This is a genomic window from Haliea atlantica, assembly GCF_054779855.1.
The window spans coordinates 1-16,542 of sequence record NZ_BAAGXL010000018.1 but is presented as its reverse complement, the minus strand read 5'-3'; the positions used below and the strand labels follow the sequence as shown (position 1 = coordinate 16,542).

The following is a 16,542-nucleotide window of genomic DNA, read 5'->3' as shown; positions in this document are numbered from 1 at the left end:
GCGGGCCGGGAGTCACAGCATGAGCACGGATCTTATCGCCAGCTCCACCACCGCCAGGGTCAACCTGCTGGGGATGAACCGTGCGCAGCTGGAAGCTTTCTTCCTCGAGCTGGGGGAGAAGAAGTTCCGCGCCCAGCAGGTGATGAAATGGATTCACCACGCCGGCATCACCGACATCGGCGCCATGTCCAACCTGGGCAAGGCGCTGCGTGAAAAATTGCTTGCCGTGGCCGAGGTGCGCCCGCCGGAGATCGTCAGTCAGTACGACTCCAGTGACGGTACCCGCAAGTGGGCGATCCGCGTGGATGGCGGCGGTCTGGTCGAGGCGGTGCTGATCCCCGATGGCAGTCGCGCTACCCTGTGCGTGTCCTCCCAGGTGGGTTGCAGCCTCGATTGCAGTTTCTGCTCCACCGGCAAGCAGGGTTTCCAGCGCGACCTCAGCGCGGCGGAAATCATCGGCCAGGTGTGGTTGGCCATCAAGTCCTACGACGCCTTCCAGTCCGGCAAGGGCAGGGTGGTGACCAATGTGGTGATGATGGGCATGGGCGAGCCCCTGCTGAATTTCGACAACGTGGTGGCGGCCATGGACATCATGCTGGATGACCTGGGCTACGGTATCTCCAAGCGCCGGGTAACCCTGAGCACCTCGGGTGTGGTACCCGCCCTGGATCGCCTGGCCGAGCTGAGCGAAGTGTCCCTGGCGATATCCCTGCACGCACCCAACGATGCGCTGCGCAATGAGCTGGTGCCGATCAATCGCAAGTACCCCATCGCCCGGCTGCTGGACAGCGCCCGGCGCTACATCGACGCCCAGGCGGACACCAAGCGGGTGGTCACGGTGGAGTACACGCTGATGGCGGGTGTCAACGATCAGCCGGAGCACGCCCGGGAACTGGCCGCATTGCTGCGGGACTTTCCCTGCAAGATCAACCTGATTCCCTTCAACCCCTTCCCCAACTCGGATTATCGCCGCCCCAGTGGCAACGCCGTGTCGCGTTTCTGGCAAGTGCTGGTCGATGCAGGCTATATTGTCACGGTTCGGACCACCCGCGGCGACGATATCGACGCGGCCTGTGGTCAGCTGGTCGGTCAGGTGGTCGATCGCACGCGGCGCAGCGAGCGCTACCGCCAGGCGGCGAGTATCGGGGAGGTGGCATCAGGGTGAGTGTGACAGCGCAGTGGCGAGGCTTGTGGTGGTGCTGGCTGTTGCCGGCACTGTGGCTGACGGGCTGCGTGACGACTACCGAGCGGGTATTCACCGATCCCCCGTCCCCCGAACGCGCCCTGGAGCGGCGGGTGGAGCTGGCCCGCAAGTACATTGGCGAGGGTGACTGGGAGAATGCCAAGCGCAACCTGAAGCACGCCGCCGAGATCAATGATCGCAACGCCGAAGTCCACGAGGCTTTCGCGCTGGTCTACCAGAGCACGGGCGAGAAAGAGCTGGCGGAGGAGAGCTACCGCAAGGCAATTCGCCTGGACCGGGACTTCTCCCGCGCTCGCAACAACTATGCTGCCTTCCTGTTTGCCGAGGGTCGCTACCGCGAAGCAGAGGAACAGCTTGAGGCGGTGGTTGCCGACTCGCTCTACAATGCCCGTCCACGCGCTTTCGTGAATCTGGGGCTGTGTCGCCTGCAGCTCGACAAGCCGGCAAAGGCCGAGGAGGCTTTTACCCGCGCCCTGGCCATGGACCGCACCAACAGCGTAGCGCTGCTGGAACTGGCGATCCTGCGTTTGGCAGCGGAGGATATCGCGAATGCCTCCCGGTACTACAACACTTACCGCCTCGTGGTCAGGCAGCAGTCGCCACGGGGGCTGCTGTTCGGCATCCGCCTGGCCAGGGCCCAGGGCGATCGCAATGCCGAGAGCAGCTACGCCCTTGTCCTGAGCAACCTGTACCCGGATTCCCCGGAACACCGGACCTTCCAGAGGATGTTGCGGGATGGGCAGTGAAGAGCCGTATGTCGACAGCCAGTCGCGCCCTTCGCCCGGCGCCATGTTGCAGGCTGCCCGCCAGGCACGGGGCATGACGCCCCAGGAGGTCGCCCAGCAACTCAACTGGCTGCGCGAGTACGTCACCTTCATCGAGCGCGATGACTTTGCCAGCCTGCGTCGGCCCGCCTTTGCCCGCGGTTATGTGCGTGCCTACGGGCGCCTGCTGCAGCTGGACGAGGCAATGCTACTGGCGGCTTTCGATGCGGTGCGCCCACCGGCCTCGCCGCCGCGGGTGCGGCGTCGGCCCCAGCAGCTGCAGAAGACCGGTCTGGGGATTGCCCTGGGGCTCGCCGTGCTGGTGCTGCTGGTGTTCGGCCTGTGGTGGTTTCAATCCAGTCTGACTGTAGGAGGTAACTAGTCATGCAGCAGGCATCACCCATTGTGCGCCGCAAGAGCCGCAAGATCTTTGTCGGTCGCGTGCCAGTCGGCGGGGATGCGCCGATCAGTGTGCAGAGCATGACCAACACCGAGACCTGCGATGTCGAGGCGACCGTGGCCCAGGTGCGGGCGATCCAGGCGGCCGGTGCCGATATCGTGCGCATCTCGGTGCCCAGCATGGAGGCCGCCGAGGCTTTTCGGCGCATTCGCGAGCAGGTCGACGTCCCCCTGGTGGCGGACATCCACTTCGACCACAAGATCGCCCTGAAAGTGGCGGAATACGGTGTCGACTGCCTGCGTATCAACCCGGGCAACATCGGCAATGACCAGAAAGTGCGCGCGGTGATCGACAGCGCCCGGGACCGCGGCATTCCCATCCGCATCGGGGTCAACGCCGGATCGCTGGGTAAGGAGCTGTTGCGCAAGTATCCCGAGCCCACCGCGGAGGCCCTGGTGGAGTCGGCGCTGCGCCACGTGGATATTCTCGACCGCTTCAACTACCCCGATTTCAAGGTCAGCGTGAAGGCCTCGGATGTCTTCATGGCGGTGGACGCCTACCGTCTGCTGGCGCGCCAGATCGAGCAGCCCCTGCACCTGGGTATCACCGAGGCCGGCGGCTTGCGCGGGGGTACCGTGAAGTCCGCGGTGGGTCTGGGCATGCTGCTGCGGGACGGTATCGGCGATACCCTGCGCATCTCTCTCGCTGCGGACCCGGTGGAAGAGGTCAAGGTTGGCTTCGAGATTCTCAAGAGCCTGAAGCTGCGCAGCAATGGCATCAACTTTATCGCCTGCCCGAGCTGCTCGCGGCAGAATTTCGACGTCATCGGCACCATGAATGCCCTGGAGCAGCGGCTCGAGGATATCCGCACGCCGATGGACGTGGCGGTCATCGGCTGCATCGTCAACGGCCCCGGCGAAGCCCGCGAGGCTGACGTGGGGCTGACCGGTGCCAGCCCGAACAACCTCATTTACATTAATGGCGAGCCCGATCACAAGGTCAGCAATCGCGACTTCGTCGATCACCTGGAAGCGGTGATCCGGGAGCGTGCAGCGGCCATCGAGGCCCGGAACAGCGAACAGGACGAGCGGCTGATCGCCAGCTCCCGTACCTGACAGAAAACAGACAGGAGAGCAGGTGAGCAGTATCCGAGCCATCCGGGGAATGTCCGACATTCTTCCGGAGGAAAGTTGTTATTGGCAATTCCTGGAGGCGCAGGTACGCGCTCTGCTGGCCAGTCATGGCTACGCCGAAGTGCGCCTGCCGCTGGTAGAGTTGACGGCGCTGTTTCGCCGCTCCATCGGCGAGGTCACCGACATCGTCGAAAAGGAGATGTATACCTTCGAGGATCGCAACGGCGAGAGCCTGACCCTGCGCCCGGAAGGTACCGCGGGATGCGTACGCGCGGTGATCCAGAACGGCCTGCTGGGCACCAGCCAGCGACTCTGGTACAGCGGCCCCATGTTTCGCTATGAGCGTCCGCAGAAGGGCCGCCAACGCCAGTTTCACCAGATAGGTGTGGAGGCCTTCGGGGTCGCCACCCCGGACATGGATGCCGAGTTGATCGCCATGAGCGCGCGACTGTGGCAGCGGCTTGGGCTGGCATCGCACGTGCGCCTGGAGCTGAACAGCATCGGCAGCAGCGTGGCGCGTCAGGCTTACCGCGAGGCACTGGTGACCCACCTGGACGGCCACCGCGAGGCGCTGGACGCCGACAGTCAACGGCGTCTGGAAAGCAATCCGCTGCGCATCCTGGACAGCAAGAACTCGACGACGCAGGAGATTCTTGCCGGTGCGCCGGCGCTGGCAGATTTCCTCGACAGCGAATCGCGCGCCGATTTTGAGCGCTTGACCGAGCTGCTCGATGCTGCGGGGATACCCTACGTGATTAATCCTCGCCTGGTGCGCGGCCTCGACTACTACAACAAGACCGTGTTCGAGTGGGTCACTGATAGCCTCGGTGCCCAGGGCACGGTCTGCGCCGGCGGCCGCTACGACGGCCTGGTGGAACAGCTGGGCGGCAAGCCCACCCCGGGCATCGGGTTTGCCATGGGGGTGGAGCGCCTGGTGCTGCTGTTGCAGGCGGCCGGCATTGCAGTGCAGGATGCCGCCCGGGCACAGGTTTACGCGGTGTGTGTCGGTGAGGCGGCCACAAGTGCTGCGTTTGCCAGCCTCGCCCGTCTTCGGGACGCACTGCCTGACCTGCATGTTGTGCAGCATACGGGCGGCGGCAGTTTCCGCAGTCAGATGAAGCGGGCCGACCGCAGCGGCGCCGATTATGCCCTCATCTGGGGTGACGATGAGGTCGCCAATGGTGTGGTTACCCTCAAGGCCCTGCGCGGCGAGGGCGAGCAGCGTCAGCTGCCGGTCACGCAGCTCGTCGACGAGCTGGCGGGCCTGAACCGGGCCTCCTAGGTTCGAAAACCGATAAACAACACAGGAAATCCCGCAGTGGAAGCATATCGTACCGAGGAAGAACAGGTAGAAGCGCTCAAGCGCTGGTGGCAGGAGAACGGTCGCAGTACCGTGATTGCGGTCGCGGTGGCCTTGTCCGCAGCTTTTGGCTGGCAGGGCTGGCAGCGCTACCAGGAAAACCAGGCGGCTGAAGCCTCGACCCTGTTTAGCCAGCTGATGGAGTCTGCCGCCGCCGTGGAGGAGGGGGCCGAGGCTGGGCGTTTCCAGGAGCTGGCAGCGACCCTGCGCGAGCAGTTTCCGCGCAGCAGCTATGCCCAGTTTGCCGCCCTGCACGAGGCCCGTGTTGCGGTGGCCGCGGGGCGCTCCGCCGAGGCGGAAGGTGATTTGCGCTGGGTGCTCTCCCGGGCGGATACCGGCAGCGATATCCATCAGGTCGCCCAGTTACGTCTGGCCAGGGTGCTCGCTGACCGCGGTCAGACCGATGAGGCACTGACTTTATTGCACTCAGGCACTGGCTACTATCGGGCCGCCACGGCCCTGGCTCGGGGCGATGTCCTGTTGCAGGCACAGCGCGAGGCAGAGGCGCTCGCGGCCTACCGGGAGGCGCAGGCCCTGCTGGCCGAATACCCCGGCCAGTTGCAGGTCGACACCCTGGCAGCCAAGCTGCAGCTCCTCTCCGCGGGTCTGAATACAGAGCAGGAGGCGGAATGATGAGCAAGGCGGTGTGGCGGAACGGTTGTTTTGTCCTGGCGCTGGGCCTGTTGTCCGGGTGCAGCACCATCGGTGGCTGGTTCAGTGTCGACGATGATGAAGATCCCCGGCAGCCCGCGGAGCTGCAGGATATCGACGAGTCGGTGAAGGTGTCCCGGCGCTGGTCGACGGGCGTTGGCGACGGACAGGGCGAGGGCCGCTACTCGCTAGAGCCAGTGATTGCCGGCGACAGGCTCTATGTCGCCTCCGCCGACGGGGAGGTGCAGGCGCTGCAGCGCAGTAACGGCAAGCGTCTGTGGGAGCGCGAATTGGACCGGGGACTTTCCGGGGGCGTGGGTCACTACAGTGGCGATCTCTTCCTGGGTGGCGCCGACGGCTCGGTGCTGCGTCTCTCGGCTGACAGTGGCGAGCTGATCTGGCAGGTGCCGGTGAGCAGTGAGGTGCTGGCGCCGCCGCAGTCCAACGGTCGCGTGGTGGTGGCGCAGACCTACGATGGCAAACTCCACGGCCTCGATTTTGCCAGTGGCAAGCGGCTGTGGACCCACGATAGCAATATGCCGGTATTGACCATACGCGGTACCAGTACTCCGATCCTGCGTGACAATCTCGTATTTGTGGGCTTTGCCACCGGTCGGGTGCTGGCGCTGGATGTGGCCACGGGCGCGGTACAATGGGAGGCCCGGGTGGCGATTGCCCAGGGCCGCTCCGAGATCGAGCGTATTGTCGATATCGACGGCAGTATGGCCCTGGCCGGTGGCGACCTGTACGCCGCCAGCTACCAGGGCAACCTGGTGGCGATGGAGGCCAGCAGTGGTCGCAAGCTGTGGCAACAGCCAGTCTCCTCGGTGTCTGGTGTGTCAACCGGTTTTGGCAACGTTTATGTGGCGGACGAGGATGGCAGCGTGCACGCTTGGCTGCGCAATGGCCAGGGCCTGCGCTGGCGTCAGGATGCGCTCGCCTGGCGTGGGCTGGGCCGGCCGGTGCCGGTGAGCAGCTATCTGGCGGTGGCAGATTTCGAGGGCTACGTGCACCTGCTGTCCCAGGTCGACGGCGAGTTCGTCGGGCGCATCAAGGTTGACGGGGATGGTGTCCGCGCTGACATGTTGAGCGACGGGAACATCCTTTATGTCTATGGCAACAGCGGCAAGCTGGCGGCCTACGAAATTCGCGCGAGGTAGTCAAAACACCCATGCTTCCGGTTATCGCCCTGGTCGGGCGCCCGAACGTCGGTAAATCGACGCTGTTCAACCAGCTGACCCGCAGCCGCGACGCACTGGTTGCCGACTTTGCCGGGCTGACCCGCGATCGCAAGTACGGCGAAGGCCGTCTGGGCGAGCGGCCCTTCGTGGTCATCGATACCGGTGGTATCAGTGGTGACGAGGCGGGTATCGACGCCCAGATGGCAGGTCAGTCCCTGCAGGCGATCGAGGAGGCGGACATTGTCCTGCTGATGGTCGACGCGCGCGAGGGGCTTAACCCCGGCGACGAGTCCCTGGCGCGGCACCTGCGCCAGCGCAACAAGCCCTTCCAGGTGGTGGTCAACAAGGTTGACGGCTTACAGGAGGAGGTGGCTCTCGGGGAGTTCTACCGCCTGGGCATGGACACGCTGTTTGGTATCGCCGCCACCCACGGTCGCGGCGTGCGCAGCATGCTCGAGTCGGTGCTGGCGCCGTTTCCCGCGGATCAGCCAGGCGAGGAAATCGACGGTGTCGACCGCAGCGACAGTATCCGCGTGGCTGTGGTGGGGCGGCCCAATGTGGGCAAGTCCACCCTGGTCAACCGCCTGTTGGGCGAGGAGCGGGTGGTGGTTTTCGACCAGCCAGGCACGACCCGCGACAGCATCTACATCGACTACGAGCGAGACGGGCAGCAGTACACCCTGATTGACACCGCGGGCGTGCGTCGGCGCAAGAACGTGCGCGAAGTGGTGGAGAAGTTCTCCATCGTCAAGACCCTCAAGGCCGTCGACGATGCCCATGTGGTGGTGTTGGTGATGAATGCCCACGAGGGTATTGTCGACCAGGACATGCACTTGCTGGGCCACTGCATCGAGGCGGGCCGCGGCCTGGTGATGGCGGTGAACAAGTGGGACGGTATCGAGGCGGACCAGCGGGACTGGATCCGCAGCGAGCTGCAGCGTCGTCTGCAGTTTGTCGACTACGCCGATACACATTTCATCTCCGCGCTGCACGGCAGCGGTGTCGGGCACCTGTACCGCTCCATCCTGGCGGCGCATCGCTCCGCCACGCGCAAGCTGTCTACCAATCACCTGACACGGATTCTGGAAGGCGCGGTGCACAGCCATCCGCCCCCCATGGTCAACGGGCGCCGAATCAAGCTGCGCTACGCCCACGCCGGCGGGCAGAACCCGCCGCTGATCGTGATCCACGGCAACCAGACCGGCAACGTGCCCAACAGCTATCAGCGCTACCTGGAGAACGTCTACCGGCGCGAGCTGCAGCTCACGGGTACGCCGGTACGCATCGAGTTCCGCACCGGGGAAAACCCCTACGCCGACCGCCGCAACAAGCTCACCCAGCGACAGGTGCAGCGCAAGCGGCGGATGATGGCGCATGTGAAGCAGCAGAAGAAGAAGCGCTAGGTGGCGGGTAGCCATGCCGAGGCCGGATCTTGACACACGCCCCCGGGTCGAAGCCTTTGTCGACCAGTTCTATGCCCGCCTGCTGAAGGACCCGGAAATGGCCCCGATCTTCTTCGACGTGGCCAGGATCGACCTCGATGTGCATCTCCCGCATATCAAGGATTACTGGTGCAAGCTGCTGCTGGGGGAGCGCGGCTATCAGCGCCACACGATGAATATTCATCGCCGCCTGCACGCCCGCCGCCCCTTGACTGACGCGGACTTCCAGCGCTGGCTGTCACATTTTGACGCGGCGCTGGATGCGGGTTTCGCGGGCCCCAACACTGAACGCGCCCGCCGTCTTGCCCACGCCATCGCCGGCAACATGCAGAAGACCTTGCATTACCCGGCTTAGGTGATATAGTTTGATATAACACCATAGCAACGGGGTGATGTCATGGCTTCAGCTCCCTATCCGCGTCAGCATTTTCCCGCGAGCGTCGGCGGCCGCTTGCCGACCGCGCTGGCACTCTGCCTGGCGGGCCTGCTTCTGGCGCTGCCCAGTGCGGCGGAAACCCGCCGTGTCCAGGGCCTCGCGGGCGTTCAGAGCGTACAGATTTTCGGCGCTGTGGAGGTCGAGATCAGCCAGGGCCCGGAGGCGGAACTGCTGTTTCGCGGCGAGAAAAGCCGCCTGTCGCCGCCCCCCTTCTACCGCTCGGATAACACCCTGGTGTTGGGGCGCTCGGCCGAGGCGCCCGAGCGCAACATCGGTGGTATCCAATATCGCCTGAGCCTGCCGTCCCTGGAGGCTCTGCAGATCCTGGGTTCTGCCGATGTCTACCTGCGGCCACTGGAGACGCCGCTGCTGCGCGTGACGCTGGAGGGTTCGGCCGACCTGCGTCTGTTTGAGCTTACCGCCGAGCGCGCGGAGTTCAGCCTGCGCGGCAGCGGTGACCTGCATGCCGCGCGCCTGCGGGTCGACGACCTGCAGCTGTCGCTGGCAGGCTCCGGGGACCTGATGCTCGGGGAGGTGCAGGCGCGGTGGTTGCGCGCGACCATCAACGGCTCCGGGGACATTGCGGTCACGGAAGCGGGTTGGTCGGATCGCCTGGATGTCAGCGTGCTGGGTTCCGGTGACGCAGACTTTCGCGGGCTGGATGGCACCAATGCCGAGGTCAATATTATTGGTTCCGGGGAGGTTCGCCTGGGCGTGCTGGAAGCGCTGGAGGCGAATATTCTGGGGAGCGGTGATGTGATCTACCGCGGAGAGCCACAGCTGGAGCAGCGCATCATCGGTTCCGGCAGCCTGAGCCGGAAGCCCTGATCGGGGTACAGCGTGAGTATCGAGTGGAATGACCGCCAGCCCATCTACCGCCAGCTGCGGGATCTGGTGGTGGAGCGCATCATGGATGGCAGCTTTGCAGAGGGCCAGCCGGTGCCCTCTGTGCGCCAGGTTGCCGCCGACTACCAGATCAACCATCTGACGGTAGGCAAGGCCTATCAGGAGCTGGTGGACGCCGGGCTGCTGGAGAAACGGCGGGGCCTGGGCATGTTCGTGACCGACGGCGCCCGGCAGTCGCTGACCCGAGAGGAGCAGGCGCGTTTTTTTGCCGAGGAATTGCCGGCTTTTGCCGAACGGGTACAAAACCTGGGCCTGGACATGCAGGTGGTGGTGGACGAATTGCAGGGCAGGGGGAGAGATAATGACTGATGCCATCATTGCCGCTCGCGGTTTGAGCCGGCGCTTCGGTGAGACACAGGCGGTCGATGCTGTCGATCTGGACCTGCCGCCCGGCAGTGTGCTTGGCCTGATCGGCCCGAATGGCGCGGGCAAGACCACACTGTTGCGCGCCCTCCTGGGCCTCACCCGCTGCGAAGGCGAGCTGTCCGTTCTGGGACTGGATCCCCGCATGCAGCAGACGACGCTCATGCAACGGGTGTGTTTTATCGCGGATACCGCGGTGCTGCCGCGCTGGATGAGCGTAGCGCAGCTGCTGGACTACGTTGCCGGCGTGCATCCGCATTTTGATCGCGCCCGGGCAGAAAGTTTTCTCGCCAGTACCGAGGTTACGCCCAAGCGTTGCGTGCGGGAGCTGTCCAAGGGCATGACGGTCCAGCTGCACCTGGCCCTGGTCATGGCCATCGACGCCCGGCTGCTGGTGCTGGACGAACCGACCCTGGGGCTCGACATCCTCTTTCGCAAACGCTTCTACGAGCAGTTGCTCAACGACTACTTCGATGACGGCCGCAGCATCATCATCTCCACCCATCAGGTGGAGGAGGTGGAGCACATCCTGACCCACGTCATGTTCATGCATAAAGGCAAGTCGGTGCTGTTCTCGCCCATGTCGGCACTGGAGGAGCGCTTTGTCGAGCTGCGTGTGGTGGGCCCCGATGTGGCTCGCGCAGAGACCATTCCACACCTGGGAGCGCGGCCGATGCTGGGCGGCAAGGCGCTGATTTACGAGGACATCGATCCGGATGCACTGGCGCCACTCGGCGAGCTGCGCACGCCCACGTTGTCCGATCTGTTTGTCGCGAAAATCTCGGGAGGGCAGTCGCATGTCGTCCAATGACAGTCGGCGCTGGTTCAGCCTGATACAGCGGGAGCTGCGGGAGTACCGCCTGTCCCTGGTGTGGACACCCTTTGTGCTGGCCGGGGTGCTGGCCCTGATCATGCTGGCTGGCGTGGTGGTGGCCAACCAGGTCAGCACGTTTGGCGAGGCTGTCCTGTCCGCGATCCTGCAGGCGGAGGGTGATGGTGAGGGCCTCGAGCTCGGGGTGATCATCATCGACAGCGACGGCAAGTCGGCCTCACCGCCCGCAACGTCCGGCTTGCCCGCGGTACCTGATGCCAGTGATCCGGCCCTGCAGATCGAGCGGGTGCCGGAGGCCGAGGAGGAGGCCTGGAATTTTTCCCGGGAGTGGCGCTTCAGTCCGCCGGGGCGCGGCGACCGCACAGCGGAGAGTAGCGAATCGGATTCGCCGGTGGAAACCCTCAATCCGCTGCTGCAGGGGGTGCACATGCTCATGCTGCTGGTCCTGCTGGTGGTCAGCGTGCACTACGCCCTGGGCAGCCTGTTCAACGACCGCCGGGACCGCAGCATCCTGTTCTGGAAGTCGATGCCGGTGGCGCCGCGGGAAGAGGTGCTGGCCAAGCTCGTGGTCTGTCTCCTGGTTGCACCGCTGATGTTCCTGGCGGCCTCCCTGCTGGCGCAACTGGCGATGCTGTTGCTGAGCGTGGCCCTGGTCTGGCGCATGGGGCTCGACCCGCTTGAGCACGTACTAGGCAATCTTGAATTTGCCCGCCTGCTACTGGATCAGATCGGCGGCTGGCTGGTAACGGCCCTGTGGGTGGCACCGATGTACGCCTGGTGCCTGCTGGCCTCCGCCGCGGCGCGGCGCTCGCCCTTCCTGCTGGCGATTGCGCCGGTGCTGATCGCGATGCTGCTGGAAAGCCTGCTTTTTGGCAGCAGCTACCTGGCCTCTGCCGTGCAGAACCATGTGCCGCATTACGCCGGCGCGCGCAATGCGGTGGGTTTTTACCTGTTCGGGCCGGACTGGGGGGGGCTGGATCTCTGGAGCATGTTGCTGGGCCTGCTGGCCACGGGTCTGATGCTCTGGGCCGCGATCTGGCTGCGCCGCCACCGCTGGGAGATATAATTCATTTGGTGAATGGCTGAAATGTAAACTATAAATTACAAATATGTAACTGGGGCGACTAGCATGGCTCTCACTGAAAACAACGCCAATGCAGAGGCCCGCCATGTCTACTTATCTTCAGGATGTTGCCCGTTTTACTGAACTGCGCGCCGCCCAGGGCGGGCAGTGGGATACCGTAAACGCCGAGTACGCCGCGCGCATGGCGTGCCAGAACCGCTTTCGCACGGGGCTCGACATCGCCCGTTACACCGCCGCTATCATGCGCCGCGACATGGCGGAGTACGACGCCGACCCGGCGCAATACACCCAGTCGCTCGGCTGCTGGCACGGCTTTATCGCCCAGCAGAAAATGCTGGCGATCAAGAAGCACCACGGCAGCACCCGCAAGCGCTATCTCTACCTCTCGGGCTGGATGATTGCGGCCCTGCGCAGCCAGTTCGGCCCGCTGCCGGATCAGTCGATGCACGAGAAGACCGCGGTGCCGGACCTGATCGAGGAGATCTATACCTTCCTGCGGCAGGCGGATGCGCGCGAGCTGGGCCACCTGTTCCGGGAGCTGGATGCCGCCCGCGCTGCCGGCGACCAGGTCCGCGAGCAGGCCACGCTCCAGGCCATCGACAATTACGAGACCCACGTGGTGCCGATCATTGCCGATATCGACGCCGGCTTCGGCAACGAGGAAGCCACCTATTTGCTGGCGCGGCGCATGATCGAGGCCGGCGCCTGCGCCATCCAGATCGAGAACCAGGTTTCCGATGCCAAGCAGTGCGGCCACCAGGACGGCAAGGTCACCGTGCCCCATGAGGATTTCCTGGCCAAGATCAACGCCGTGCGTTACGCCTTCCTGGAGCTGGGGGTCGACGACGGCATCATCGTCGCGCGCACCGACTCCCTGGGTGCCGGTCTGACCCAGAAGATCCCGGTCTCCCGGGACCCCGGTGACCTGGCCCACAAGTACAACGCCTTCCTGCAGACCGAAGCCGTTGCCCGCGCCGAGGATGTCCGCGAAGGCGATGTGGTGATCAAGCAGGATGGCGGTCTGGTTAGACCGGTGCGTCTGCCCAACGGGCTCTACCGTTTCAAGGACGGCACCGGTGAAGCCCGGGTCATCCTCGATTGCATCACCAGCCTGCAGCACGGGGCCGATCTGTTGTGGATCGAGACCGAGAAGCCCCACGTGGGCCAGATCGGTGACATGGTGCGTGAGATCCGCAAGGTGGTTCCCGACGCCAAGCTGGTCTACAACAATTCGCCGTCCTTCAACTGGACCCTCAACTTCCGTCAGCAGGTTTTCGATGCCTGGCAGGCGGAGGGTCGCGATCTGGCTGCCTATGACCGCGACCGCCTGATGAGCGTCGACTACGACAGTACTGAACTGGCAGCAGAGGCTGACCGCCGTATCCAGTCCTTCCAGGCGGATGCTTCCCGGGAGGCGGGGATCTTCCATCACCTGATTACCCTGCCGACCTATCACACGGCTGCGCTGTCGACCGACAACCTGGCGCGGGGCTACTTCGGCGAGGAGGGCATGCTGGCCTACGTTCGCGGTGTTCAGCGGGAGGAGATTCGCCAGGGCATTGCCTGCGTGAAGCACCAGGACATGGCCGGCTCCAACTTGGGCGACGACCACAAGGAGTACTTCTCCGGCGAGGGCGCGCTCAAGGCCGGTGGCGGGGCCAACACCATGCACCAGTTCGGCTGAGGCCAGTTTGGCCGCGCGACCATTCTCGGCGATACTGTTCGCCGGGAATGGTGCAGGAAGGGGCGCATGCGCTGGTCAGACATAGACAAGCAATTCTGCTCGGTGGCCCGGGCTCTGTCAGTGGTCGGCGAGCGCTGGACCCTGCTGATACTGCGGGACGCCTTCCTGGGCACGCGCCGTTTCGAGCAGTTCCAGCACAACCTGGGGATCACTCGGCACCGGCTTTCCGAGCGCCTGGGCAAGCTGGTGGAGCAGGGTGTGCTGGTGCGTGTGCCCTACAGCGAGCGCCCCCTGCGTCACGAGTACCGGCTCACCCGCAAGGGGCTGGCCCTCTACCCGGTGCTGATGAGCCTGTCCCGCTGGGGCGACGAGTGGATGGCCGACGAGCGCGGAGCGCCGCTGGAGTATGTGCACCGCCGCTGTGGCAAGCGCACCCACCCCCAGCTGTCCTGCTCCGAGTGCGGGGAAACCCTGCGCCCGGAACATGTGCAGCCACGACTGGGTCACGCCCTGCAGATCCTGGCCGATGAACTGGCCCTGGATGGCGAGACCGACCTCAGCCTGCCCGCGGTGATCGCCCGCTCCCGCGAGTCGAATACTATGAAAAAATAACAGTGCGGGAACTTTTACTTCGCTAGCCAGGCGCTAGACTCGGAAGGTGATTCCCATACCAACAAGCAAAAAGGAAGTCGCCATGTCAGCGTTCCGCAAGTCGGTGCTCGCCACCGCCGTGATTGCTCTTTCGCCCCTTGCCCAGTCCCAGATGCTCGAAGAGGTCGTGGTCACCGCGACCAAGCGCGAAGCCTCGGTGCAAGACCTGCCTTTTTCCATCAATGCCCAGTCTGCCGCCGATATCCGTCGCACCGGCGCCACCACCCTGGAAGACCTGTCGCGCAATGTCGCCGGCCTGGCCATCCAGAACCTCGGTCCCGGCCAGAGCCAGGTCGCCATCCGCGGTGTTTCCGCGGGGCAGATCGTGCGCGACCAGCCGGGGGTCAAGGAGCAGGTGGGTGTCTACCTGGACGAGACGGTGATCTCACTGTCGCTGTTTACGCCTGACCTTGATCTGTACGATCTGAACCGGGTGGAAACCCTGCGCGGTCCCCAGGGCACGCTGTTCGGTTCCGGTTCGGTCGGCGGTACCGTCCGCTTCATCACCAATCAGCCGGAATTCGGTGTCTTCGAAGGTTCGGTGGAGGGCAACCTGAATACCGTGAAGGACGGGGAAACCCGCGGACATCTCAAGGGCGCGGTGAACCTGCCCATGGGGGATAACGCCGCCCTGCGGGTGGTCGCCTACGATACCGAGTATCCCGGCTGGGTGGATGCCCTGCGCGAATATGGCAGCACGCGGGAGGACGTCAACAGCGGCAGCCGCCGCGGGGGCCGCGTTGCTCTCGCCCTGCGCCCCAGCGACCGCCTGACCATCACACCGCGGGTGGTGTTCCAGGAGATCGAGACCGACGGCTACAACCGCCAGGAGGTCTACAACCTGTTTGCCAATCCCTACACCACGACCCGTCCGCCGATCCAGTTGGGTGAGAATGAGCAGTACCTGCTACTGGATGAAGGCTTCGAGGACCGCACCATCATCAGCGACCTGCTGGTGCAGTGGGCCGGGGACACTGTGGACGTGACCTACGCCGGCAGCTATGTCGACCGCGATATCCTGGCCAGCCGCGATGCCAGTGCCCTTAGCGGCTCGGTATCGGTGGATCTCGGCTTTCCCGACATCGCCGTGAGCCTGCCTTCCAACCTGCGCGACAGTACGGATCTGCAACAGGTCACCCACGAGATTCGCCTGGCCTCGGCGGGGGAGGGCCCGCTGCAGTGGGTCACCGGCGTGTTCTATTCCGACGTCAAGCGCAAGTACGAGCAGCGCCTGCCGACCCCGGGCTATGACGCCTGGACCGACTTCGTGCTCGGCGCGGGGACCGCCGCGGCGGTCGCCAATGGCTATGGCCCCGACTCCCCCTACAACTCCGACCTGCCCTACGATATCGAGCAAATGGCGGTGTTCGGCGAGGCCAGCTACGATTTGACCGAGCGGCTGACAGTGACCCTGGGTGGGCGCTTCTACGACTTCGAGGAGGAGCGGACTTTCACGTCCGGCGGCCTGTTCGCCAGCGGTGACAGCCAGACCGACGCCACCGAGTCCGACGGCTTCAACCCGCGCCTGATGGCCAGTTACGATGTCAGCGATACCGTCACGGTCAACGCCCAGGCCTCCCAGGGCTTTCGCCTTGGCGGGGTGAATGACCCTCTCAACCGCCCGCTCTGCAACGAGGGCGACCTCCAGGTGTTCGGCGGTTTCCAGTCCTACGATGATGAAACCCTGTGGAACTACGAGCTGGGCTTCAAGGCGCAGAACGACTGGCTGCGTTTCAACGCGGCGGTGTTCTACACCGATATCGAGGACCTGCAGGTGACCCTGGACGCCGGTTCCTGCTCCTCGCGGATCAGCTTCAACGTGCCCGAGGCCCATACCCTGGGTCTGGAATGGGAACTCAGCGCTTACCCGGTGGACAGCCTGATGCTGACCCTGGCGGGCAGCTACCTCGAGGCGGAGTTTGACTCCACGGTGACGGATAGCGAGGGCAACGTGCTCGGTGGGGTTGCCGATGGCAATCGCCTGCCTTCGGTGCCGGAGTTCCAGGTGTCTGCGTCAGCGACCTGGACGGTGACTACCGAGCTGTTCGGCGCGCAGGAGATGGTCTTCTCGCTGCTGGCGCAGCATGTCGGCGACCGTTACACCCAGCCCAGCGACCAGGTGCCCGGTGCCGGTAATTTCGTCTCCGGCCTCCCCTTTGGGGGCGCGACCGGCAACGAGGTGACATCCGTTGACCTGAAATTGCCTTCCTATGAGCAGGTGCGCCTGAGTGCAGGCTTGAACTGGGAAACCTGGGAGGCGGTCGCCTATGTCGACAACCTGACCGACGAGAACGCGCTGCTGTCCTTTGACCGCGAGCGCGGGGGGCGGGCGCGCCTGGCTTACCGGGTGATCCAGCCGCGCACCTTTGGTGTGACCGTGCGCAAGTTCTTCTAGCAGGCCGTTGAAAAACTGTAGAAATCAATGAATCGACAGCTCAGCATCGAAGTTGA

General features: G+C 64.5%; 16 protein-coding genes. All 16 read left to right on the top strand.

Features of this window, described 5'->3' with window-relative positions; genetic code table 11:
• The first annotated feature begins 19 nt into the window (after window positions 1-19).
• Window positions 20-1,165, top strand: a complete 1,146-nt coding sequence (rlmN, locus tag ACYVGS_RS11670) for a 23S rRNA (adenine(2503)-C(2))-methyltransferase RlmN (protein ID WP_460588862.1) — start codon at window positions 20-22, stop codon at window positions 1,163-1,165.
• Complete coding sequence (gene pilW, locus ACYVGS_RS11665; RefSeq protein ID WP_460588861.1) at window positions 1,162-1,950, top strand: type IV pilus biogenesis/stability protein PilW; 789 nt, start codon at window positions 1,162-1,164, stop codon at window positions 1,948-1,950. The genes rlmN and pilW overlap by 4 nt, the downstream gene beginning before the upstream one ends.
• Window positions 1,940-2,350: a helix-turn-helix domain-containing protein gene (locus tag ACYVGS_RS11660; protein WP_460588860.1), complete on the top strand. Its 411-nt coding sequence runs from the start codon at window positions 1,940-1,942 to the stop codon at window positions 2,348-2,350. The genes pilW and ACYVGS_RS11660 overlap by 11 nt, the downstream gene beginning before the upstream one ends.
• A gap of 2 nt (window positions 2,351-2,352) precedes the next feature.
• Entirely contained in the window at window positions 2,353-3,483 is a 1,131-nt protein-coding gene (gene ispG / locus ACYVGS_RS11655; protein ID WP_460588859.1) for a flavodoxin/ferredoxin-dependent (E)-4-hydroxy-3-methylbut-2-enyl-diphosphate synthase, read from the top strand.
• A 22-nt stretch (window positions 3,484-3,505) separates the two neighbouring features.
• A complete protein-coding gene (hisS, locus tag ACYVGS_RS11650) occupies window positions 3,506-4,783 on the top strand; it encodes a histidine--tRNA ligase (protein ID WP_460588858.1) in 1,278 nt (425 codons plus the stop codon).
• Window positions 4,784-4,819: 36 nt separating this feature from the next.
• Window positions 4,820-5,494 carry a YfgM family protein gene (locus tag ACYVGS_RS11645; RefSeq protein WP_460588857.1) on the top strand — a complete coding sequence of 225 codons (675 nt, stop codon included), beginning with the start codon at window positions 4,820-4,822 and terminating at the stop codon, window positions 5,492-5,494.
• A complete protein-coding gene (bamB, locus tag ACYVGS_RS11640) occupies window positions 5,494-6,672 on the top strand; it encodes an outer membrane protein assembly factor BamB (protein ID WP_460588856.1) in 1,179 nt (392 codons plus the stop codon). Before ACYVGS_RS11645 ends, bamB begins: the two co-directional genes overlap by 1 nt.
• An 11-nt stretch (window positions 6,673-6,683) precedes the next feature.
• The gene (gene der, locus ACYVGS_RS11635; RefSeq protein ID WP_460588855.1) at window positions 6,684-8,096 is read left to right on the top strand and encodes a ribosome biogenesis GTPase Der; all 1,413 of its coding nucleotides are present in this window, start codon (window positions 6,684-6,686) and stop codon (window positions 8,094-8,096) included.
• A gap of 13 nt (window positions 8,097-8,109) precedes the next feature.
• Window positions 8,110-8,490, top strand: coding sequence for a group III truncated hemoglobin (locus tag ACYVGS_RS11630; protein WP_460588854.1), 381 nt, complete (start codon window positions 8,110-8,112; stop codon window positions 8,488-8,490).
• A 42-nt stretch (window positions 8,491-8,532) separates the two neighbouring features.
• Window positions 8,533-9,399 (top strand): head GIN domain-containing protein, encoded by an 867-nt coding sequence (locus ACYVGS_RS11625; protein WP_460588853.1) that lies wholly within the window; start codon window positions 8,533-8,535, stop codon window positions 9,397-9,399.
• 12 nt (window positions 9,400-9,411) lie between these two features.
• Window positions 9,412-9,786: a GntR family transcriptional regulator gene (locus ACYVGS_RS11620; protein WP_460588852.1), complete on the top strand. Its 375-nt coding sequence runs from the start codon at window positions 9,412-9,414 to the stop codon at window positions 9,784-9,786.
• Window positions 9,779-10,651, top strand: coding sequence for an ABC transporter ATP-binding protein (locus ACYVGS_RS11615; protein ID WP_460588851.1), 873 nt, complete (start codon window positions 9,779-9,781; stop codon window positions 10,649-10,651). Before ACYVGS_RS11620 ends, ACYVGS_RS11615 begins: the two co-directional genes overlap by 8 nt.
• Window positions 10,638-11,738: a hypothetical protein gene (locus ACYVGS_RS11610; RefSeq protein WP_460588850.1), complete on the top strand. Its 1,101-nt coding sequence runs from the start codon at window positions 10,638-10,640 to the stop codon at window positions 11,736-11,738. Before ACYVGS_RS11615 ends, ACYVGS_RS11610 begins: the two co-directional genes overlap by 14 nt.
• Before the next feature lie 103 nt (window positions 11,739-11,841).
• Window positions 11,842-13,440, top strand: coding sequence for an isocitrate lyase (locus ACYVGS_RS11605; protein ID WP_460588849.1), 1,599 nt, complete (start codon window positions 11,842-11,844; stop codon window positions 13,438-13,440).
• Between the two features lie 66 nt (window positions 13,441-13,506).
• A complete protein-coding gene (locus ACYVGS_RS11600; RefSeq protein ID WP_460588848.1) occupies window positions 13,507-14,052 on the top strand; it encodes a winged helix-turn-helix transcriptional regulator in 546 nt (181 codons plus the stop codon).
• A gap of 82 nt (window positions 14,053-14,134) precedes the next feature.
• Entirely contained in the window at window positions 14,135-16,486 is a 2,352-nt protein-coding gene (locus tag ACYVGS_RS11595; protein ID WP_460588847.1) for a TonB-dependent receptor, read from the top strand.
• The last annotated feature ends 56 nt before the right edge of the window (window positions 16,487-16,542 follow it).

Bases quoted from the DNA above. Each gene is read 5' to 3' on its own strand.
- ACYVGS_RS11595 (WP_460588847.1), top strand. From the start codon at position 14,135: ATGTCAGCGTTCCGCAAGTCGGTGCTCGCCACCGCCGTGATTGCTCTT.
- ACYVGS_RS11600 (WP_460588848.1), top strand. From the start codon at position 13,507: ATGCGCTGGTCAGACATAGACAAGCAATTCTGCTCGGTGGCCCGGGCT.
- rlmN (WP_460588862.1), top strand. From the start codon at position 20: ATGAGCACGGATCTTATCGCCAGCTCCACCACCGCCAGGGTCAACCTG.
- ACYVGS_RS11615 (WP_460588851.1), top strand. From the start codon at position 9,779: ATGACTGATGCCATCATTGCCGCTCGCGGTTTGAGCCGGCGCTTCGGT.
- ACYVGS_RS11605 (WP_460588849.1), top strand. From the start codon at position 11,842: ATGTCTACTTATCTTCAGGATGTTGCCCGTTTTACTGAACTGCGCGCC.
- der (WP_460588855.1), top strand. From the start codon at position 6,684: ATGCTTCCGGTTATCGCCCTGGTCGGGCGCCCGAACGTCGGTAAATCG.
- ACYVGS_RS11660 (WP_460588860.1), top strand. From the start codon at position 1,940: ATGGGCAGTGAAGAGCCGTATGTCGACAGCCAGTCGCGCCCTTCGCCC.
- ACYVGS_RS11610 (WP_460588850.1), top strand. From the start codon at position 10,638: ATGTCGTCCAATGACAGTCGGCGCTGGTTCAGCCTGATACAGCGGGAG.
- ACYVGS_RS11625 (WP_460588853.1), top strand. From the start codon at position 8,533: ATGGCTTCAGCTCCCTATCCGCGTCAGCATTTTCCCGCGAGCGTCGGC.
- bamB (WP_460588856.1), top strand. From the start codon at position 5,494: ATGAGCAAGGCGGTGTGGCGGAACGGTTGTTTTGTCCTGGCGCTGGGC.
- ispG (WP_460588859.1), top strand. From the start codon at position 2,353: ATGCAGCAGGCATCACCCATTGTGCGCCGCAAGAGCCGCAAGATCTTT.
- ACYVGS_RS11630 (WP_460588854.1), top strand. From the start codon at position 8,110: ATGCCGAGGCCGGATCTTGACACACGCCCCCGGGTCGAAGCCTTTGTC.